Raw genomic sequence first — 14,958 nt, forward strand, 5'->3', positions numbered from 1 at the left:
ATTTTAGCGTCGGTGAGTGAAATCTAGGGTCTTAAGTCGCATTTTTTTTAATCCACATGGTGATCAGAATCCCTGACATGATGAAAGCAATACCCAACAAGTGATATGTGTGAATGGTTTCGTTCAGAAAAAGGTAGGCCAAAAGAGTACCAAATACGGGCATTAAATGAATAAACAAGCTTGCTTTACTGGGGCCGATTTCACTGACTCCACGGTTATAAAAGACATAACTTAAATAACCTGGAAAAATACCCATATACAGCAAACCTAACAAATCTGTTACAGAGAGGTGTAAGGGGTGCTGTAAATGGCCCAGTTCCCAAATAACGGCAGGCATTAATACCACTATACCAATTAGCACCATGGCCGATAGCAATAAGCTGGGTGATATTGAAGCTGGTCGCCAATGTAGTAATACGGTGTATAAAGCCCAATCAAGAACAGCCACCAGGACCCAGAAATCACCAATGGTGACATGCATACTGAGAAGTTCTGCAGGTTGTCCCTTGGCAACAATAGTGAGGACTCCTAACAGAGAAATGACTATCCCTATGTATTCACCTAGGCTTAAATGTTTTTTCAGTAACACCCAGGATAAGGGCATGGTGGCGATGGGAATAAAAGAGTTGAGTAGTGCCCCGTTTGTGGCCGTGGTGGTTTGTAAGCCCAAGTAGGCAAAAGTGTTATAGCCGCCTATACCCAAAATACCTAGAGCGCAGAGGATTCTCCAGTGACGACGAAGTTCAGGATGGTGTTGTCGTATAGCCCCTAAGGTTTTTGGCACAATAAATAGGGAAGCCACTAGCCAGCGGCCCATGGCCATAGTAAAGGGAGGAATATCATGTCCCAAGGCGCGCCCAAGAACCATATTGCTGGCCCAAAAAAGAGCGGTTAATACCAAAAGAAAATAAGCATTGTTTAAGAGAGAGGATTTCATGGTTTGGCGTCAGGTTGTGTCGAATACCTAAAACAAATAAAGCGAAGAGGGATTGACTGTGATTAACTGTACCCATTCCGATTTGATTTGACAGTTACCTGATGAGTGGAAGTAACGGTTAGTTTAAATCTAGTCATTCAAAAATATGACTCTATCATGCCATACCTTTTTTCTGTCAATTAATGTGTGTAAGGGAATTCTACTGCAACACATTTATGCCCTGATAGCCCACAAGATGACTTCCTGTTTGAACTCAGAGATAGCGGCATGTACATGTCATTGGGTGCGTTGAGAAAGGCAAAGGGATTTAAAAACTGACGTGGCCAGAAATGCTTGCGCGAGACGCCAGATCCGTCGTGGGCATGGCCTTGCCCAAGCGCGCTTCGCGCACAAGTCGCCCCAACAAGACCAGCGTATCCTGGCTGTACTTAAGAGAAGGGACGGTAGATTGGCTTAACCATGACAATGTCTCATTAACAAGTCATTATGCTTCCCCTGTCTTGTTAATAAGTCAATTTATACCAAAACCCTAAAGGCAATCTGACAATTCGATCTTACTTAGAATACATAATTTAGAGTGTGACGACTTTCCAAATTTAATGACATGGGCGAAGGATTTCTCTAAAAAAAATTTCTAGAAGAGCTTTTGGCTTTCAGGGAGTTTCAAACTACTGAATCAGTGTTTTAGCTCTGAGTGGTTGGCGTGGAATAATTAATTGCATTTGATCAATGCTCGTCCCCCGGTCAGGATGAAGAGCTGATTTTGAATGGTGCCCGGGGCCGGACTCGAACCGGCACACTGTTGCCAGCGTCAGATTTTGAGTCTGATGCGTCTACCAATTTCGCCACCCGGGCAGTAATCGGCTATTATATTACGATTATGAAACTACGCACAGATGATTTTGATTATTTTTTACCCGAGTCGTTGATCGCCCAAACCCCTGTTCCACAAAGGACCCATAGTCGCTTAATGGTGGTGGGGGAGAGCACCATAGAGGATAGTTATTTCTATCATCTGGATCAATGGTTGCGTCCCCACGACTTGTTAATCCTTAACAATACACAGGTGTTAAAGGCGCGGCTTTTTGGCAAAAAAGACAGCGGTGGTAAAGTGGAATGCCTGGTGGAGCGAGTGAGTAGCCCTCATCGGGCCTTGGTCCACTTTCGCGCTAGTCATGCACCAAAACCCGGGTCTTTAGTGTACTTTGACCATGATGTCGCCTTAACAGTGACGCAACGGGTGGAAGATTTATTTGAAGTGGAGTTTGTTCGCCTCAGTCAAAACAGTCCTCAAGATTTTTTTGTTTGGATGGAGCAAGATGGGGTACTGCCCTTGCCTCCCTACATTGATCGCTCACAGGATCTACAAGATATTGAGCGCTATCAAACAGTTTACGCTCAAGTTCCAGGAGCCATCGCGGCGCCCACCGCAGGATTGCATTTTGATGAGGAGTTATTTGAGCGCCTCAGAGAAAAGGGTGTTGCTGTGGCTCACGTGACGTTGCATGTGGGGGCGGGTACCTTTGCTCCGGTTAAGGTCGACTTTGTTGAGCAGCATGTGATGCATAAAGAGTGGTACTTCATCCCTGAAGACACCATTCAAGCCATCAAACATTGTCAAGAGAGAGGCGGACGAGTCATTGCTGTAGGAACAACAAGTATGCGTGCATTAGAATCAGGGGCGTTGAATAAAGAGCTACAAGCTGGTTCCCAAGAAACAGATATTTTCATTACGCCAGGTTTTGAATTCAAAGTGATTGATATGTTGGTGACTAATTTTCATTTACCGAGATCAACATTGTTGATGTTGGTGTCTGCTTTTTCAGGATTAAAACGTATGCGCCGAGCTTATCAGCATGCCATTGATCAAAAGTATCGTTTTTTTAGTTATGGTGATGCCATGCTGTTAACGCGAGGTCAGGATCAATGAAATTTACCTTACTCAGCGAAGAGGGTTTAGCTCGTCGAGGGCGTCTAGAGCTCGTTCATGGCGTGGTCGAGACACCTGTATTCATGCCCGTTGGAACCTATGGTTCGGTAAAGGGATTGTCTCCTCATGAGTTAGTGGATTTGGGAGCGCAAATTATTCTGGGGAATACCTTTCATTTATGGTTACGGCCAGGCTTAGAGGTATTTGAAGAGGTGGGCGGATTGCATGGGTTGATGGCTTGGCATAAACCTATTTTAACGGACTCAGGAGGTTTTCAGGTTTTTAGTCTAGGGGCTCTGCGCAAAATTTCTGAGGAGGGAGTGACCTTTCGCTCGCCCATCAATGGTGATCGGTTGTTGTTAACGCCTGAGGAATCGATGCGCATTCAGCGCATATTAAATTCAGATATCGTCATGGCCTTTGATGAGTGCACTCCCTATCCCGCGACCCATGAACAAGCTAAACAATCCATGGAGTTATCCCTCAGGTGGGCAGAGCGCTCTCTTAGGGCCCATGAGGGAAATCACAATGCGTTGTTTGGTATAGTCCAAGGGGGTATGTATGAGGATTTGCGTGAGGTATCCGTTAGAGCAATGATAGCCATGGATTTTCCTGGCTATGCCATGGGCGGGTTATCCGTGGGCGAACCTCAGGCTGATCGAGAACGTATTCTGGCGCATACTCCGACATTACTACCCAAGCATAAGCCCCGCTACTTAATGGGCATGGGAACGCCCGAGGACTTGGTGCTGGCCGTGGAGTCAGGGATAGATATGTTGGATTGTGTAATGCCAACACGTAATGCCAGAAACGGTTGGTTATTTACCCGTTTTGGGAACATTAAAATACGTAATGCCCGTTATAAACATGATCATCGTCCTCTTGATGAGACATGCGGTTGTTATACGTGCCAGCATTTTTCTAGAAGTTATCTTCATCATCTGCAGCAGGCTAAAGAGATATTGGGAGCAAGGCTGAACACCATTCATAACCTCTTTTACTATCAACAAATTATGGCTCAAATGCGTGATGCTATTGCTGATCAGCGTTTCCAGTCCTTTAAAGAGGAATTTCATGGTAATCGGCAACTCCATGGTAAAATATAAAAATTGCTTTTAACATTATGTAATTGTTTAATTTAAGGGGATACGCTGTGGCACCAGATCTTGGCATGAATGTCATTTTTATTTTTGTAATGTTTGCCGTTCTTTATTTCATGATGATTCGTCCACAGATGAAACGTCAAAAAGAACTTAAAGCCATGTTAAGTGCCCTAGCTAAAGGCGACGAAGTGATGGTCTCCGGTCTAGTGGGGAAAATTACCGAGATTGATGACAACTATGTCCGTCTTGAGATTGCCAAGGGTGTTGTGGTACAGGTTCAACGTGCAGCAGTATCTATTCTTCTCCCCAAGGGGACTTTTAAAAGTTAATAATTTCTATTATGAATAAGTTCCCACTCTGGAAAAATCTTCTCATAGTGGCAGTGTTGTTGGTAGGTTTTTTTTATACGCTGCCCAATTTTTATGGTCAATCTCCTGCCGTACAAATCTCAGGACAGGGATTAGGCGTTAGGGTTGATAGCCAACTCATGGCTCAGGTTGAGGGAGTACTTCAATCAAACCATATACAAGCCACACAGATCAGCTTAGAAAGTGACGGCCTCAAGGTGCGTTTCCCTGATGCGGATACTCAGTTAAAAGCCAAGGATATTCTTGATCGCGCTTTGAATCCTGATCCCCGTAATGCAAATTATGTGGTGGCCTTAAACTTAGTGGCCAATGCGCCCAAATGGATGAGAGATTTGGGTGCTCTGCCTATGTATTTGGGATTGGATTTGTCAGGGGGGGTGCACTTTCTGTTACAGGTTGATATGAAAGTGGCTGTGGATAAGCGCTTGGACAGTATCCTCTCTGAAATACGCACTGAACTGCGCGATCAACGCATTTACTACGATGCAATTAAAAGAGAGGGAGTGCGTTTAGTGTTGGTGTTCCATGACGCCCAAAGTCGTCAGCAGGCACACAAAGCCATTGATAATCTGTTGCAAGATTTCGCGGTCAGTGATCAAGGGTCAGCTGGGGACAACGAAATTGTAGCGGTGCTTAAACAAGACTCTTTTACCAGAATTCAAGAGCAAGCAATTAAACAAAATATCTTGGCGCTAAAAAACCGAGTGAATGAATTAGGCGCTAAGGAGCCTATTATTCAGCAACAGGGTTTGGATCGTATCATCGTGGAATTGCCTGGGGTACAGGACACTGCAAAAGCGAAAGAAATTATCGGTAGGACTGCCTCCCTCGAGATTCGTTTAGTGGACGAGGATCATGCAAATCCTACTAGCTTGCAAGATATTCCTCCTTATGGTGATGAATTGGTGGTAGAGCGAAACGGATATCCTGTTTTTGTAAAAAAATCAGTGGTCCTGACAGGGGATGTGATTACCGATGCTGGAGCTGGTTTTGATTCACAAACCAATCGTCCATCCGTGAACATCAGTATGGACAGTAAAGGGGCGAGGATTATTCGTCAGGTGTCCCGGGATAACTTAAAGAAACGCATGGCGATTTTGTTAATTGAAAAAAATAAAACCGAGGCCATTAGCGTCGCTACGATTCAGGACGAATTAGGGGCTCGTTTCCAAATCACTGGTTTAACTTCTCCTAAAGAAGCCAACGACCTGGCTTTATTACTGCGCTCAGGGGCTCTGGCTGCGCCAATGGACTTTATTGAAGAGAGGACGGTGGGCCCTAGCCTTGGTGCGGAAAATATTGCACGAGGCTTTCATTCCACATGGATTGGTTTTACCGCTATTTCTTTATTTATGGTGGCCTATTACCTTCTTTTTGGTTTTATATCAGTGTTTGCTTTGGCTTGTAACGTACTCCTTCTGATTGCTATGTTGTCTTTACTACAAGCAACACTAACACTGCCTGGAATGGCAGGTATTGCTTTAACAGTGGGTATGGCCATTGATGCTAACGTATTAATTAATGAGCGTATTCGAGAAGAGATAAGAAATGGTAACTCGCCGGGTGCTGCCATTGCGGCAGGCTACGAGCGGGCCTTTGCTACTATATTAGATTCTAATGTCACCACAGGTATTGCTGGGATAGCTTTGTTTGCCTTTGGCTCAGGACCTGTTAAGGGTTTTGCTGTGGTATTAGTGTTAGGCATTATTACTTCTATGTTTAGTAGTGTGCTGGTCTCAAGGGCTTTTGTGAATCTCATTTATGGTTCGCGCCGTAAAATTTCACAGCTCTCCATTGGTAATGTGAAATGGCATAGTAGTAAAGATAACAACACCACAAGTAAGGGCTGATCTTCATGGAATTTTTTAGAATTAAGAAAGATATCCCCTTCATGAGTTGGGGAAAGATAACTACTACCATATCCTTAGTGACTTTTTTAATCAGTGCGTTTTTTTTGGTGACGCGAGGACTTAATTTCTCTGTTGATTTTACCGGTGGGACGGTGATGGAAGTGTCCACCACCCATGTGGCGGATGTGAATCGTTACCGATCAGCTTTGGGGACGCTAGGTTTTCGTGATGCTAATGTGGAAAACTTTGGTAACTCAAGCGAAGTGTTGATTCGCTTGCCTTTGAAAAAAGGTTTAACCAGTGCCAAACTCTCTGATCAGGTATTACAGGCCTTAAAGGAAGTGGATCCCCAAGTGAGTATGAGGCGAGTGGAGTTTGTGGGTCCGCAAGTAGGTGATGAATTAGTCAAAGATGGCGCTTCAGCCTTATTATTTGTCGTATTAGGTATCGTAATTTATTTGTCCATTCGCTTTAAGTGGCGTCCTGCTGTAGCCACCATTGTGGCCAACTTACATGATGTGGTGATTATCCTCGGTTTTTTCTCCTTCTTTCAGTGGGAGTTCTCGCTCCCAGTGTTAGCGGCGGTTCTTGCTATATTAGGCTATTCAGTTAATGAGTCTGTGGTGGTATTCGATCGAGTGCGAGAGAATTTTCGTAAGATGCGTGGGGTGAGTGTGGCGACCATTATCGATAATGCCATTACTCGTACCATGAGCAGAACGATCATTACCCATGGCTGTACACAATTGATGGTGACCTCAATGCTTTTCTTTGGCGGGGAAGCATTACATTATTTTGCCTTGGCATTAACCATTGGGATTATTTTTGGTATTTATTCTTCAGTATTGGTAGCAAGTCCCATTGCTATGTGGTTGGGTATGAATCGTGATGATTTTGTCCAAACCACTAAAAAAGCTGAACGTGAACTCGCTCAATGATGATGGTTCTTGAGTGATTACTCAGCTATTTTCTTTTATCACTCATCTTGATAGCCATCTGATCGACGCTAGCTCAACCTATGGCGCAGCTGTCTATGGCATATTGTTTCTGATTATTTTTTGTGAAACAGGTCTCGTGATTTTCCCTTTTCTACCGGGCGACTCTCTTCTGTTTGTTGCTGGAGCCGTGACCGCCATGGGCGAGAGTCACGCTCATGGACTGCGCCTGCCAGACCTTTGGCTTGTACTATCCATGGCGGCTTTTTTAGGCAACGCTATTAACTTTCAAATTGGTCGTTTTATTGGCCCCAGAGTGTTTCATTGGGAAAAATCCCGTTGGTTTAATCCCCACCATATTGTTACAGCCCATGCTTTTTATGAAAAACATGGTGGCAAAACCGTGGTGATCTCTCGCTTCATTCCTTTACTGCGAACCTTCGCTCCTTTTGTGGCAGGAGTAGGAGACATGACCCATAGACATTTTTATTTATTTAATGCGATAGGAGCAGTAATGTGGGTGAGCTCATTGTTGCTGGCTGGTTATTATTTTGGCAATATCCCTTTTATCAAAGGACACCTAACATTGGTTATACTAGCCATTGTGGCAATTACTTTATTGCCAATTATTTGGGCAGGATTAAAGGCACGATTACACATTAAAAATAAGGTGTAGATTTTTTGTATTCATTTTTTTAGGCTTTGGTTATGGCACAAACAACTCTGACAGCACTCTCTCCTCTTGATGGACGTTATGCAACACAATGCGATCCATTACGTCCCTTTTTTAGTGAGTTTGGCTTAATTCGTTTTCGCGTTCAAATTGAAATTGATTGGCTTGTGGCGCTGTCCATGGAGCCTGCCATTAAAGAATTAAGCCCTTTTTCAGAGGACACACTCTTAGCCTTAGAGGCTATAGTGAAAAACTTTTCTGTGGCAGATGCGGAGCAGATTAAAGCCATTGAAGCGAGAACCAACCATGATGTGAAAGCCATGGAATATTGGCTCCGTGAGCGCTTAGCCAGTAACCCTGAGGTACTCTTGGCCATGGAGTTTATTCACTTTGCTTGTACCTCAGAGGATATTAATAATCTCTCCCATGCACTCATGTTGCAAGGGGTGAGGGAGCAGGTGTTGCTGCCCAAACTTAACGCAATATTAGATGTATTGATCCAGCGCGCTCACGACTATGCCAATCAGCCGATGCTCTCACGTACTCATGGGCAGACCGCTACTCCCACTTCAGTGGGTAAAGAGCTGGCTAATGTGGCCTATCGACTCAACAGACAGGTGCAGCAATTAAAACAGTTACCTATTTTGGCAAAAATTAATGGCGCAGTGGGTAATTATAGTGCCCATTATTCTGCTTACCCGCATTTTGATTGGCCTAAATTTAGTGAGCAATTTGTCACCAGTCATCAACTGACATTTAATCCTTACACCACGCAAATTGAACCCCACGATAATTTGGCTGAGTGGATGCATACTCTGATGCGTATTAATACCATCTTGATCGATTTTGATCGCGATATGTGGGGTTATATTTCCTTGGGATATTTCAAGCAAAAACCTAAAGAAGGAGAAGTGGGGTCCTCCACCATGCCTCATAAAGTGAATCCCATTGACTTTGAGAATTCAGAGGGAAATTTAGGGATAGCCAATGCTCTCATGGGACACCTCGCTGAAAAGCTTCCTATTTCTCGTTGGCAAAGGGATCTCACGGATTCCACGGTGCTCAGAAACCTAGGGGTGGGAATGGGTCACTCACTGCTTGCCTATGAAGCGCTATTGCGTGGTTTAAACAAAGTGGAGCTCGATCCTCAACGCCTTCAGGATGATCTGTTAAAAGCCTGGGAAGTGCTCGCAGAACCCATTCAAACGGTTATGCGTAAGGCTGGCGTCGACAATGCTTATGACAGGTTAAAAGAGTTAACCCGTGGGCGAAGCATTGACGCACAAATTATTCAGAACTTTATTCAAGACTTACCTCTCTCAAGCGAAGATAAAGCACATCTGTTAGCGATGACTCCTTTAAACTATTTAGGTAAAGCGGTAGAGTTAGCACAACAAATTTAATGATTAAAAGGATTGACTAGAGCAATGACTATGAAATTATATGGTTCAATAACAAGCCCTTACGTTCGAAAGGTACGAATTACCTTAATTGAAAAGAAAATCGACTTTCAACTTGAGCAAAGTTATCTCACTGGAACTCCTCCTATGATTGACGGAGTGAATCCCTTAGGTAAAGTGCCCGCTTTAGAACTGGTTGATGGAACACTGATTTTTGATTCTGCAGTGATTGTGGATTACCTTGAGGGATTAAATCCTGTGGGTCATTTAATTCCTGATGACCGTCATCAACGTATGTTAGTCAAACGCTGGGAGTCACTGGCTGATGGCATGTTAGATGCGGCAGTATTAGTGTTATTGGAGAGCCGTCGGGAGAACCCTGTGGAGCGCTCACAAGCTTGGATTGATAAGCAACAAGGTAAAGTGGATCGCACGATGGCGTATCTTGCTCAGCAACTTGCTGATCACAATTGGTGTCATGGTGATGGTTTCACTTTGGCTGATATTGCGGTGGGTACTGCTCTACTGTGGATCGAGTTTCGTTTTCCCAGCAATGACTGGCGTCAGCGCTATCCTAACTTAGATCGCCTTGCGCATAAATTAATGCAACGTGAATCATTTCAAGAGACTCTGCCACCTGGTTAATGAAAAAAAAGTGGGGGATCCCCCACTTTTCTGCGCTATTTCTGAAAGAGGGATACCCAGGTATCCTCTGAATTTTTTGACATAACAATAAACTTAGTTAATGATGCCGCCACCCAAACAGATTTCCTGCTCGTAGAGTACAGCAGATTGTCCTGGGGTAATGGCCCATTGGGGATCACTAAAAGTAAGGGTAAAACCCTCTTGCGAGGCCGTGAAGCGACAGTTAGCATCCTGCTGTCGATAGCGGGTTTTAGCGCTGAAAAGGGTATCATTGTTAGGTGGGGTACCGCTAACCCATGAGACATCTGCTGCATTCAGAGATCCTTTAAGCAATAAGGGGTGCTCATGGCCTTGCACTACGATAAGGGTATTGTGATTCATGATCTTATCTGCCACGAACCAAGGCTCTCCTGCGCCGCCGATCCCTAAGCCTTGTCGTTGGCCGAGGGTGTAGTACATTAAGCCTTGATGTTCTCCGACTATTTTCCCCTCTGGGGTCATCATGGGGCCAGGTTCTTTCGGTAAATAACGTTGCAAAAATTCACGAAAAGGGCGCTCACCAATAAAGCAAATACCCGTTGAATCTTTTTTGGTCGCAGTAGGTAATCCTGCTTTTTTAGCGATGAGCCGCACTTCACTTTTATGTAGCTCTCCCACAGGAAAGAGCGTGTTTTTTAATTGAGCTTGATTGAGGCGATATAAAAAATAACTCTGATCTTTGCTGGCATCAAGACCCTTGAGAAGCTGGAAATGTCCATTCATTTCTCTCACTCTTGCATAGTGACCTGTCGCGATATATTGAGCGCCCAGGGAGTAAGCATGATCTAAAAAGGCTTTAAATTTGATTTCCGAGTTACATAAAATGTCGGGATTAGGCGTTCGTCCAGCACGGTACTCTGTTAAGAAGTTGTGAAAGACTCGCTCACGGTATTCTTGAGAAAAATTTACCGCCTCAATGTCAATGCCTAATAGGTCAGCCACAGAGGCGGCATCAACGAGGTCTTCACGGGCATTACACTGTTCATCGTCTTCCCAATTTTTCATGAAAAGCCCGACCACTTCATAGCCCTGTTCTTTTAATAGCAGAGCAGTGACGGAGGAATCCACGCCACCTGACATGCCTACTACAACCCGTTTGGTCATGATGTTAGCAACAACGCTTATTGAGCGTGATGTGTGTGATGTTTATGATGCTTTTTGGTGGCTTTCTTAGCATGATGATGGACTTTCTTAGCCTTATGATGTTTTTTTGTTGAGGCAGAAGGGTTGTCCATAGGACTGTTGGCAGGTTGTGGCGCAGGAGAGGCCAGGGGCATTTGTTGCATGGGAGCGCTCGGTTGAACACTGGTAGGCTCAGCGGCTAGGGCAGTAAATGATAATCCGCTAATTATGATGGCGATGAGTGAACAGGTTCTCATGTATTCTCCTTTTTTAACTTAATTAAAAGATTGGGGTGTCACAAAGACACCCCATACTATGTTAACGCAAAGTGAACCAAAACAGGAATGCATTTAGTCGATATAGTCATAACCTGGTAGGGTTAAGAACTCTACAAAATGATCAGAGGTGGTTAACTCGTCAAACATTTTGGCGGCATCATCATACTTACCCTTGGCATATTGTGCGTCACCCAACTCTTCCTTGATTTTGGTGAGTTCTAAAGGAAGTAAATCGCGGAATAGTTCATTGGTGACTTTACGACCATCAGCTAAGACGCCATGGGGAGAGCGAATCCATTGCCAAATTTGTGCCCGAGAAATCTCTGCTGTGGCAGCGTCCTCCATCAGGTTATGAATCGGAACGCATCCCATACCAGCCAACCATGACCCTAAATACTGTAGGCCAATGTTGATATTCATACGTAAACCCTCTTCCGTAATTGGGCCGCGGGGTGCAAAGTTCAACAAATCCTCGGCAGTACTGTTCACATCCTCGCGTTGACGTGAGATTTGGTTAGGAGTTGTCATGTGTTGATTAAAGACTTCCATGGCAACCGGAACCAATCCAGGGTGTGCTACCCAGGTACCATCATAACCATCCGTTGCTTCCCGAGTTTTATCTTCACGAACCTTGGTGAGAGCAGCTTCATTTGCGGCTTCATTATTTTTAATGGGAATTTGTGCTGCCATACCACCCATTGCAAAAGCACCGCGTTTATGGCAGGTTTTAACTAATAGCAAGGCATAGGCACGCATGAAAGGGGAGGTCATGGTGACCAAATTACGATCCGCTAAAATAAAGTTGGGATCCTTACGGAATTTTTTAATACAACTGAAGATATAGTCCCAACGACCTGAGTTTAATCCGGCACTATGATCTTTTAATTCGTAAAGAATTTCATCCATTTCAAAGGTTGCTAGAACGGTTTCTATGAGTACCGTGGCTTTAATGGTACCAATTGGTAAACCCAAGGCATGTTGTGCTGCCACAAAAATATCGTTCCACAAACGAGCCTCAAGATGGCTTTCCATCTTAGGTAGGTAAAAATAGGGGCCGCTACCACGGGACAACAGATTTTTTGCGTTATGGAAAAAATACAAAGCAAAATCAAAGATCCCCCCTGAAATGGGTTTGCCATCGATTAAAATATGTTTTTCATTTAAATGCCAGCCACGGGGGCGCACGAAGAGAACCGCTGGCTGGTCATTGAGCTTATATTGTTTTCCCTCTGGACTCGTGAATTCAATAGTTCGGTTAATGGCATCACGGATATTAATTTGTCCGCGTACAGAGTTATCCCAAGTGGGAGTAGTGGAATCTTCGAAATCCGCCATAAATACTTTAGCGCCACAATTTAACGCATTGATCACCATTTTTCTGTCGGTAGGCCCCGTGATTTCTACTCGACGATCTTGGATATCAGCAGGACAGGGGGCTACTTTCCAATCCCCTGCCCGAATATGAGCGGTATCAGGATTAAAATCAGGGCGTATACCACGGTCAAACTCCTGTTGACGTTTTTCTCGTTGAGCGAGTAGTTCTTGACGACGTGGTTCAAATTGGCGGCTTAGGTTAGCCAAAAAAGCTAACGCTTCAGCGCTGAGAATAGACTCGAAATCAGGATGTATCGGTGCGGTAATACTCAGGCCTTGTGGCCAAAGGGATGTGTTCATAATAGCCTCATTTAAGAACGATAAGATCAAATAACAAATAAGTATAAGGTAAAGTGATAAGACAGGAAAGAAGCGAAAAAAATCCTACCTCAGGATCACCAAGGCAGGATTTCCTCCTACACACATCTACTCAGCGCATTAAATTAATGGAATTGTTCTTCTTCGGTAGAACCGCTTAGCGCTGTAGTAGAAGACTCCCCCCCCCTGTATTACTTGCGTTACTTCGTCAAAGTAACCGGTTCCCACTTCACGTTGGTGACGGGTTGCGGTATAACCAATTTTCTCTGCAGCAAACTCGGCTTCTTGGAGTTTGACGTAAGAGGTCATGCCGTCACGGGCATAGCCATGTGCTAAATCATACATGCCATAATTTAACGAATGGAAACCCGCCAAGGTGATAAATTGGAATTTGTAACCCATAGCGCCTAATTCACGTTGGAATTTAGCGATCGTTGCGTCATCCAAGTGTTTTTTCCAATTAAAGGACGGTGAACAGTTATAGGCTAACATTTTATTGGGGTAGACTTTGCGAATGGCTTCGGCGAACTGGCGGGCAAACTCTAAATCAGGTTTGCCGGTTTCACACCATACCATGTCAGCAACTTCTGCATAAGCTAGTCCGCGGGCAATGGACGCTTCAAGACCGTTACGAACTCGGTAAAAGCCCTCTGCCGTTCTCTCTCCGGTACAAAAGGGTTTGTCTCTTGGATCCACATCGGAAGTTAACAAGTTAGCTGCCTCAGCATCGGTTCTGGCTAAGAGTACTGTGGGAACTCCCATAATATCGGCTGCTAATCTGGCAGCTACCAGTTTTTGCACTGCCTCTTGAGTGGGTACCAGTACTTTACCTCCTAAGTGACCACATTTTTTAGCCGCTGCCAGTTGGTCCTCAAAGTGAACACCTGCTGCCCCCGCTTCAATCATGGCTTTCATTAATTCATGTGCATTTAAGACGCCACCAAACCCTGCTTCGGCGTCAGCCACGATGGGAACATACCAATCAATATTGTTATTGCCTTCAGCAAAGTGCAGTTGGTCGGCGCGACGCAGAGTATTGTTAATTCTTTTCACTACGGTGGGTACTGAGCTCACTGCGTAAAGGCTCTGATCAGGATACATTTGTAAGGAATCATTGGCATCCCCTGCCACTTGCCAGCCAGATAAGTAAATAGCCTTAAGCCCTGCCTTAACTTGTTGCATAGCTTGATTGCCTGTGAGGGCGCCCAAGGAGTTGATATAGGGTTCGGTGGTACACATTTGCCAAAGTTTTTCTGCACCACGGCGTGCTAGAGTGTGCTCAATCACGAGGCTACCCCGTAGACGAACTACATCCTCTGCGCTATAAGGGCGTTTAACGCCTTGCCAACGTGGGTTCTCGGCCCAATCTTTTTTCAGTTTTTGAATTTCTGCTTCAACGCTCATGTTTATTGCTCCCAAAGTATTTAGATTGACGGTTGTTCAAGTGGAGAGATGCTACATGCCACAATGCCATCTTCATCGGCTACTACCCAATTGCCTGGAGTAAATATGACGCCGGCAAAGTTAACTGGAATGGCGGCAGTGCCTTCCCCTTTTTTTATAGATTTGCGTGGGTGCGTCCCAATTGCTTGCAAACCAATGGGCATATTGGCAATGGCTTCAGAATCTCGTATACAGCCATACACAATAATGCCTGCCCAGCCCTGAGTGATGGCAAGTTCTGCCAATTGATCACCCACCAAGGCACAACGAAGGGATCCGCCTCCGTCAACCACTAGTACACGGCCATGGCCTGGGGTTTCCAAGGTGGCGCGTACGAGGGTATTGTCTTCGAACACTTTTACTGTCGCAATTTGACCGTGAAACGATGTTGAGCCACCGTAGTTATAAAACATAGGTTCAGCCACTAAAGCCCTTTCACCTAATTCGTCGCATAAATCAGCGGTACTGATCATTTCACTATCCTTGTACAATAGGGAAGGAAAAAATGTTAAATTTTTCCTTCCCGAAGTGGTTTGTAATATA

Annotated in this window: 13 protein-coding genes, 1 tRNA gene and 1 pseudogene; 8 read left to right on the forward strand and 7 right to left on the reverse strand. The window is 44.6% G+C overall.

All coding sequences use genetic code 11. The features are described from left to right. Positions 1–31: 31 nt before the first annotated feature. Entirely contained in the window at positions 32–937 is a 906-nt protein-coding gene (locus tag FERRO_RS05175; RefSeq protein ID WP_056929841.1) for a DMT family transporter, read from the reverse strand. Between the two features lie 768 nt (positions 938–1,705). Then, a tRNA-Leu gene (locus tag FERRO_RS05180) sits at positions 1,706–1,792 on the reverse strand. A 25-nt stretch (positions 1,793–1,817) separates the two neighbouring features. Between FERRO_RS05180 and queA the strand changes: the two genes are divergently transcribed. The 8 genes from queA to FERRO_RS05220 all read left to right on the forward strand — a co-directional run bounded on the left by queA (position 1,818) and on the right by FERRO_RS05220 (position 9,841). Beyond that, on the forward strand, positions 1,818–2,867 hold the full coding sequence (gene queA, locus FERRO_RS05185) for a tRNA preQ1(34) S-adenosylmethionine ribosyltransferase-isomerase QueA (protein ID WP_056929842.1): 1,050 nt from the start codon (positions 1,818–1,820) through the stop codon (positions 2,865–2,867). After that, entirely contained in the window at positions 2,864–3,973 is a 1,110-nt protein-coding gene (gene tgt, locus FERRO_RS05190) for a tRNA guanosine(34) transglycosylase Tgt (protein WP_056929843.1), read from the forward strand. Before queA ends, tgt begins: the two co-directional genes overlap by 4 nt. Positions 3,974–4,038: 65 nt before the next feature. Beyond that, entirely contained in the window at positions 4,039–4,299 is a 261-nt protein-coding gene (yajC, locus tag FERRO_RS05195; protein ID WP_056930611.1) for a preprotein translocase subunit YajC, read from the forward strand. Positions 4,300–4,310: 11 nt separating this feature from the next. Then, positions 4,311–6,188, forward strand: a complete 1,878-nt coding sequence (gene secD, locus FERRO_RS05200; protein ID WP_056929844.1) for a protein translocase subunit SecD — start codon at positions 4,311–4,313, stop codon at positions 6,186–6,188. Positions 6,189–6,193: 5 nt separating this feature from the next. Continuing rightward, positions 6,194–7,126 carry a protein translocase subunit SecF gene (gene secF / locus FERRO_RS05205; protein ID WP_056929845.1) on the forward strand — a complete coding sequence of 311 codons (933 nt, stop codon included), beginning with the start codon at positions 6,194–6,196 and terminating at the stop codon, positions 7,124–7,126. A gap of 13 nt (positions 7,127–7,139) precedes the next feature. Next, positions 7,140–7,799 carry a VTT domain-containing protein gene (locus FERRO_RS05210; RefSeq protein WP_056929846.1) on the forward strand — a complete coding sequence of 220 codons (660 nt, stop codon included), beginning with the start codon at positions 7,140–7,142 and terminating at the stop codon, positions 7,797–7,799. Positions 7,800–7,831: 32 nt separating this feature from the next. Continuing rightward, entirely contained in the window at positions 7,832–9,199 is a 1,368-nt protein-coding gene (gene purB, locus FERRO_RS05215) for an adenylosuccinate lyase (RefSeq protein WP_056929847.1), read from the forward strand. A gap of 24 nt (positions 9,200–9,223) precedes the next feature. Further along, positions 9,224–9,841: a glutathione S-transferase family protein gene (locus FERRO_RS05220; RefSeq protein WP_204374768.1), complete on the forward strand. Its 618-nt coding sequence runs from the start codon at positions 9,224–9,226 to the stop codon at positions 9,839–9,841. 93 nt (positions 9,842–9,934) lie between these two features. On the opposite strand, the gene mnmA is transcribed toward FERRO_RS05220, so the two are convergent. From mnmA to rraA, 5 genes and pseudogenes are all read right to left on the reverse strand, one after another. After that, a complete protein-coding gene (mnmA, locus tag FERRO_RS05225) occupies positions 9,935–10,987 on the reverse strand; it encodes a tRNA 2-thiouridine(34) synthase MnmA (protein ID WP_152975714.1) in 1,053 nt (350 codons plus the stop codon). Between the two features lie 14 nt (positions 10,988–11,001). Further along, positions 11,002–11,259, reverse strand: coding sequence for a hypothetical protein (locus FERRO_RS05230; protein ID WP_056929849.1), 258 nt, complete (start codon positions 11,257–11,259; stop codon positions 11,002–11,004). Between the two features lie 93 nt (positions 11,260–11,352). Then, on the reverse strand, positions 11,353–12,954 hold the full coding sequence (aceB, locus tag FERRO_RS05235; protein ID WP_056929850.1) for a malate synthase A: 1,602 nt from the start codon (positions 12,952–12,954) through the stop codon (positions 11,353–11,355). Positions 12,955–13,097: 143 nt separating this feature from the next. Further along, positions 13,098–14,376 (reverse strand): annotated as a pseudogene (gene aceA, locus FERRO_RS05240) (isocitrate lyase). Between the two features lie 20 nt (positions 14,377–14,396). Beyond that, positions 14,397–14,888, reverse strand: a complete 492-nt coding sequence (gene rraA, locus FERRO_RS05245; protein WP_056929851.1) for a ribonuclease E activity regulator RraA — start codon at positions 14,886–14,888, stop codon at positions 14,397–14,399. Between the last annotated feature and the right edge of the window lie 70 nt (positions 14,889–14,958).

It is taken from the genome of Ferrovum sp. JA12, assembly GCF_001431705.1.
GTDB lineage: Bacteria > Pseudomonadota > Gammaproteobacteria > Burkholderiales > Ferrovaceae > PN-J185.

Excerpts from the sequence above, each read along its gene's own strand:
- secF (WP_056929845.1), top strand. The coding sequence starts at position 6,194 with ATGGAATTTTTTAGAATTAAGAAAGATATCCCCTTCATGAGTTGGGGA.
- FERRO_RS05175 (WP_056929841.1), bottom strand. The coding sequence starts at position 937 with ATGAAATCCTCTCTCTTAAACAATGCTTATTTTCTTTTGGTATTAACC.
- aceB (WP_056929850.1), bottom strand. The coding sequence starts at position 12,954 with ATGAACACATCCCTTTGGCCACAAGGCCTGAGTATTACCGCACCGATA.
- queA (WP_056929842.1), top strand. The coding sequence starts at position 1,818 with ATGAAACTACGCACAGATGATTTTGATTATTTTTTACCCGAGTCGTTG.
- secD (WP_056929844.1), top strand. The coding sequence starts at position 4,311 with ATGAATAAGTTCCCACTCTGGAAAAATCTTCTCATAGTGGCAGTGTTG.
- FERRO_RS05220 (WP_204374768.1), top strand. The coding sequence starts at position 9,224 with ATGACTATGAAATTATATGGTTCAATAACAAGCCCTTACGTTCGAAAG.
- purB (WP_056929847.1), top strand. The coding sequence starts at position 7,832 with ATGGCACAAACAACTCTGACAGCACTCTCTCCTCTTGATGGACGTTAT.
- FERRO_RS05230 (WP_056929849.1), bottom strand. The coding sequence starts at position 11,259 with ATGAGAACCTGTTCACTCATCGCCATCATAATTAGCGGATTATCATTT.
- rraA (WP_056929851.1), bottom strand. The coding sequence starts at position 14,888 with ATGATCAGTACCGCTGATTTATGCGACGAATTAGGTGAAAGGGCTTTA.
- tgt (WP_056929843.1), top strand. The coding sequence starts at position 2,864 with ATGAAATTTACCTTACTCAGCGAAGAGGGTTTAGCTCGTCGAGGGCGT.
- yajC (WP_056930611.1), top strand. The coding sequence starts at position 4,039 with ATGAATGTCATTTTTATTTTTGTAATGTTTGCCGTTCTTTATTTCATG.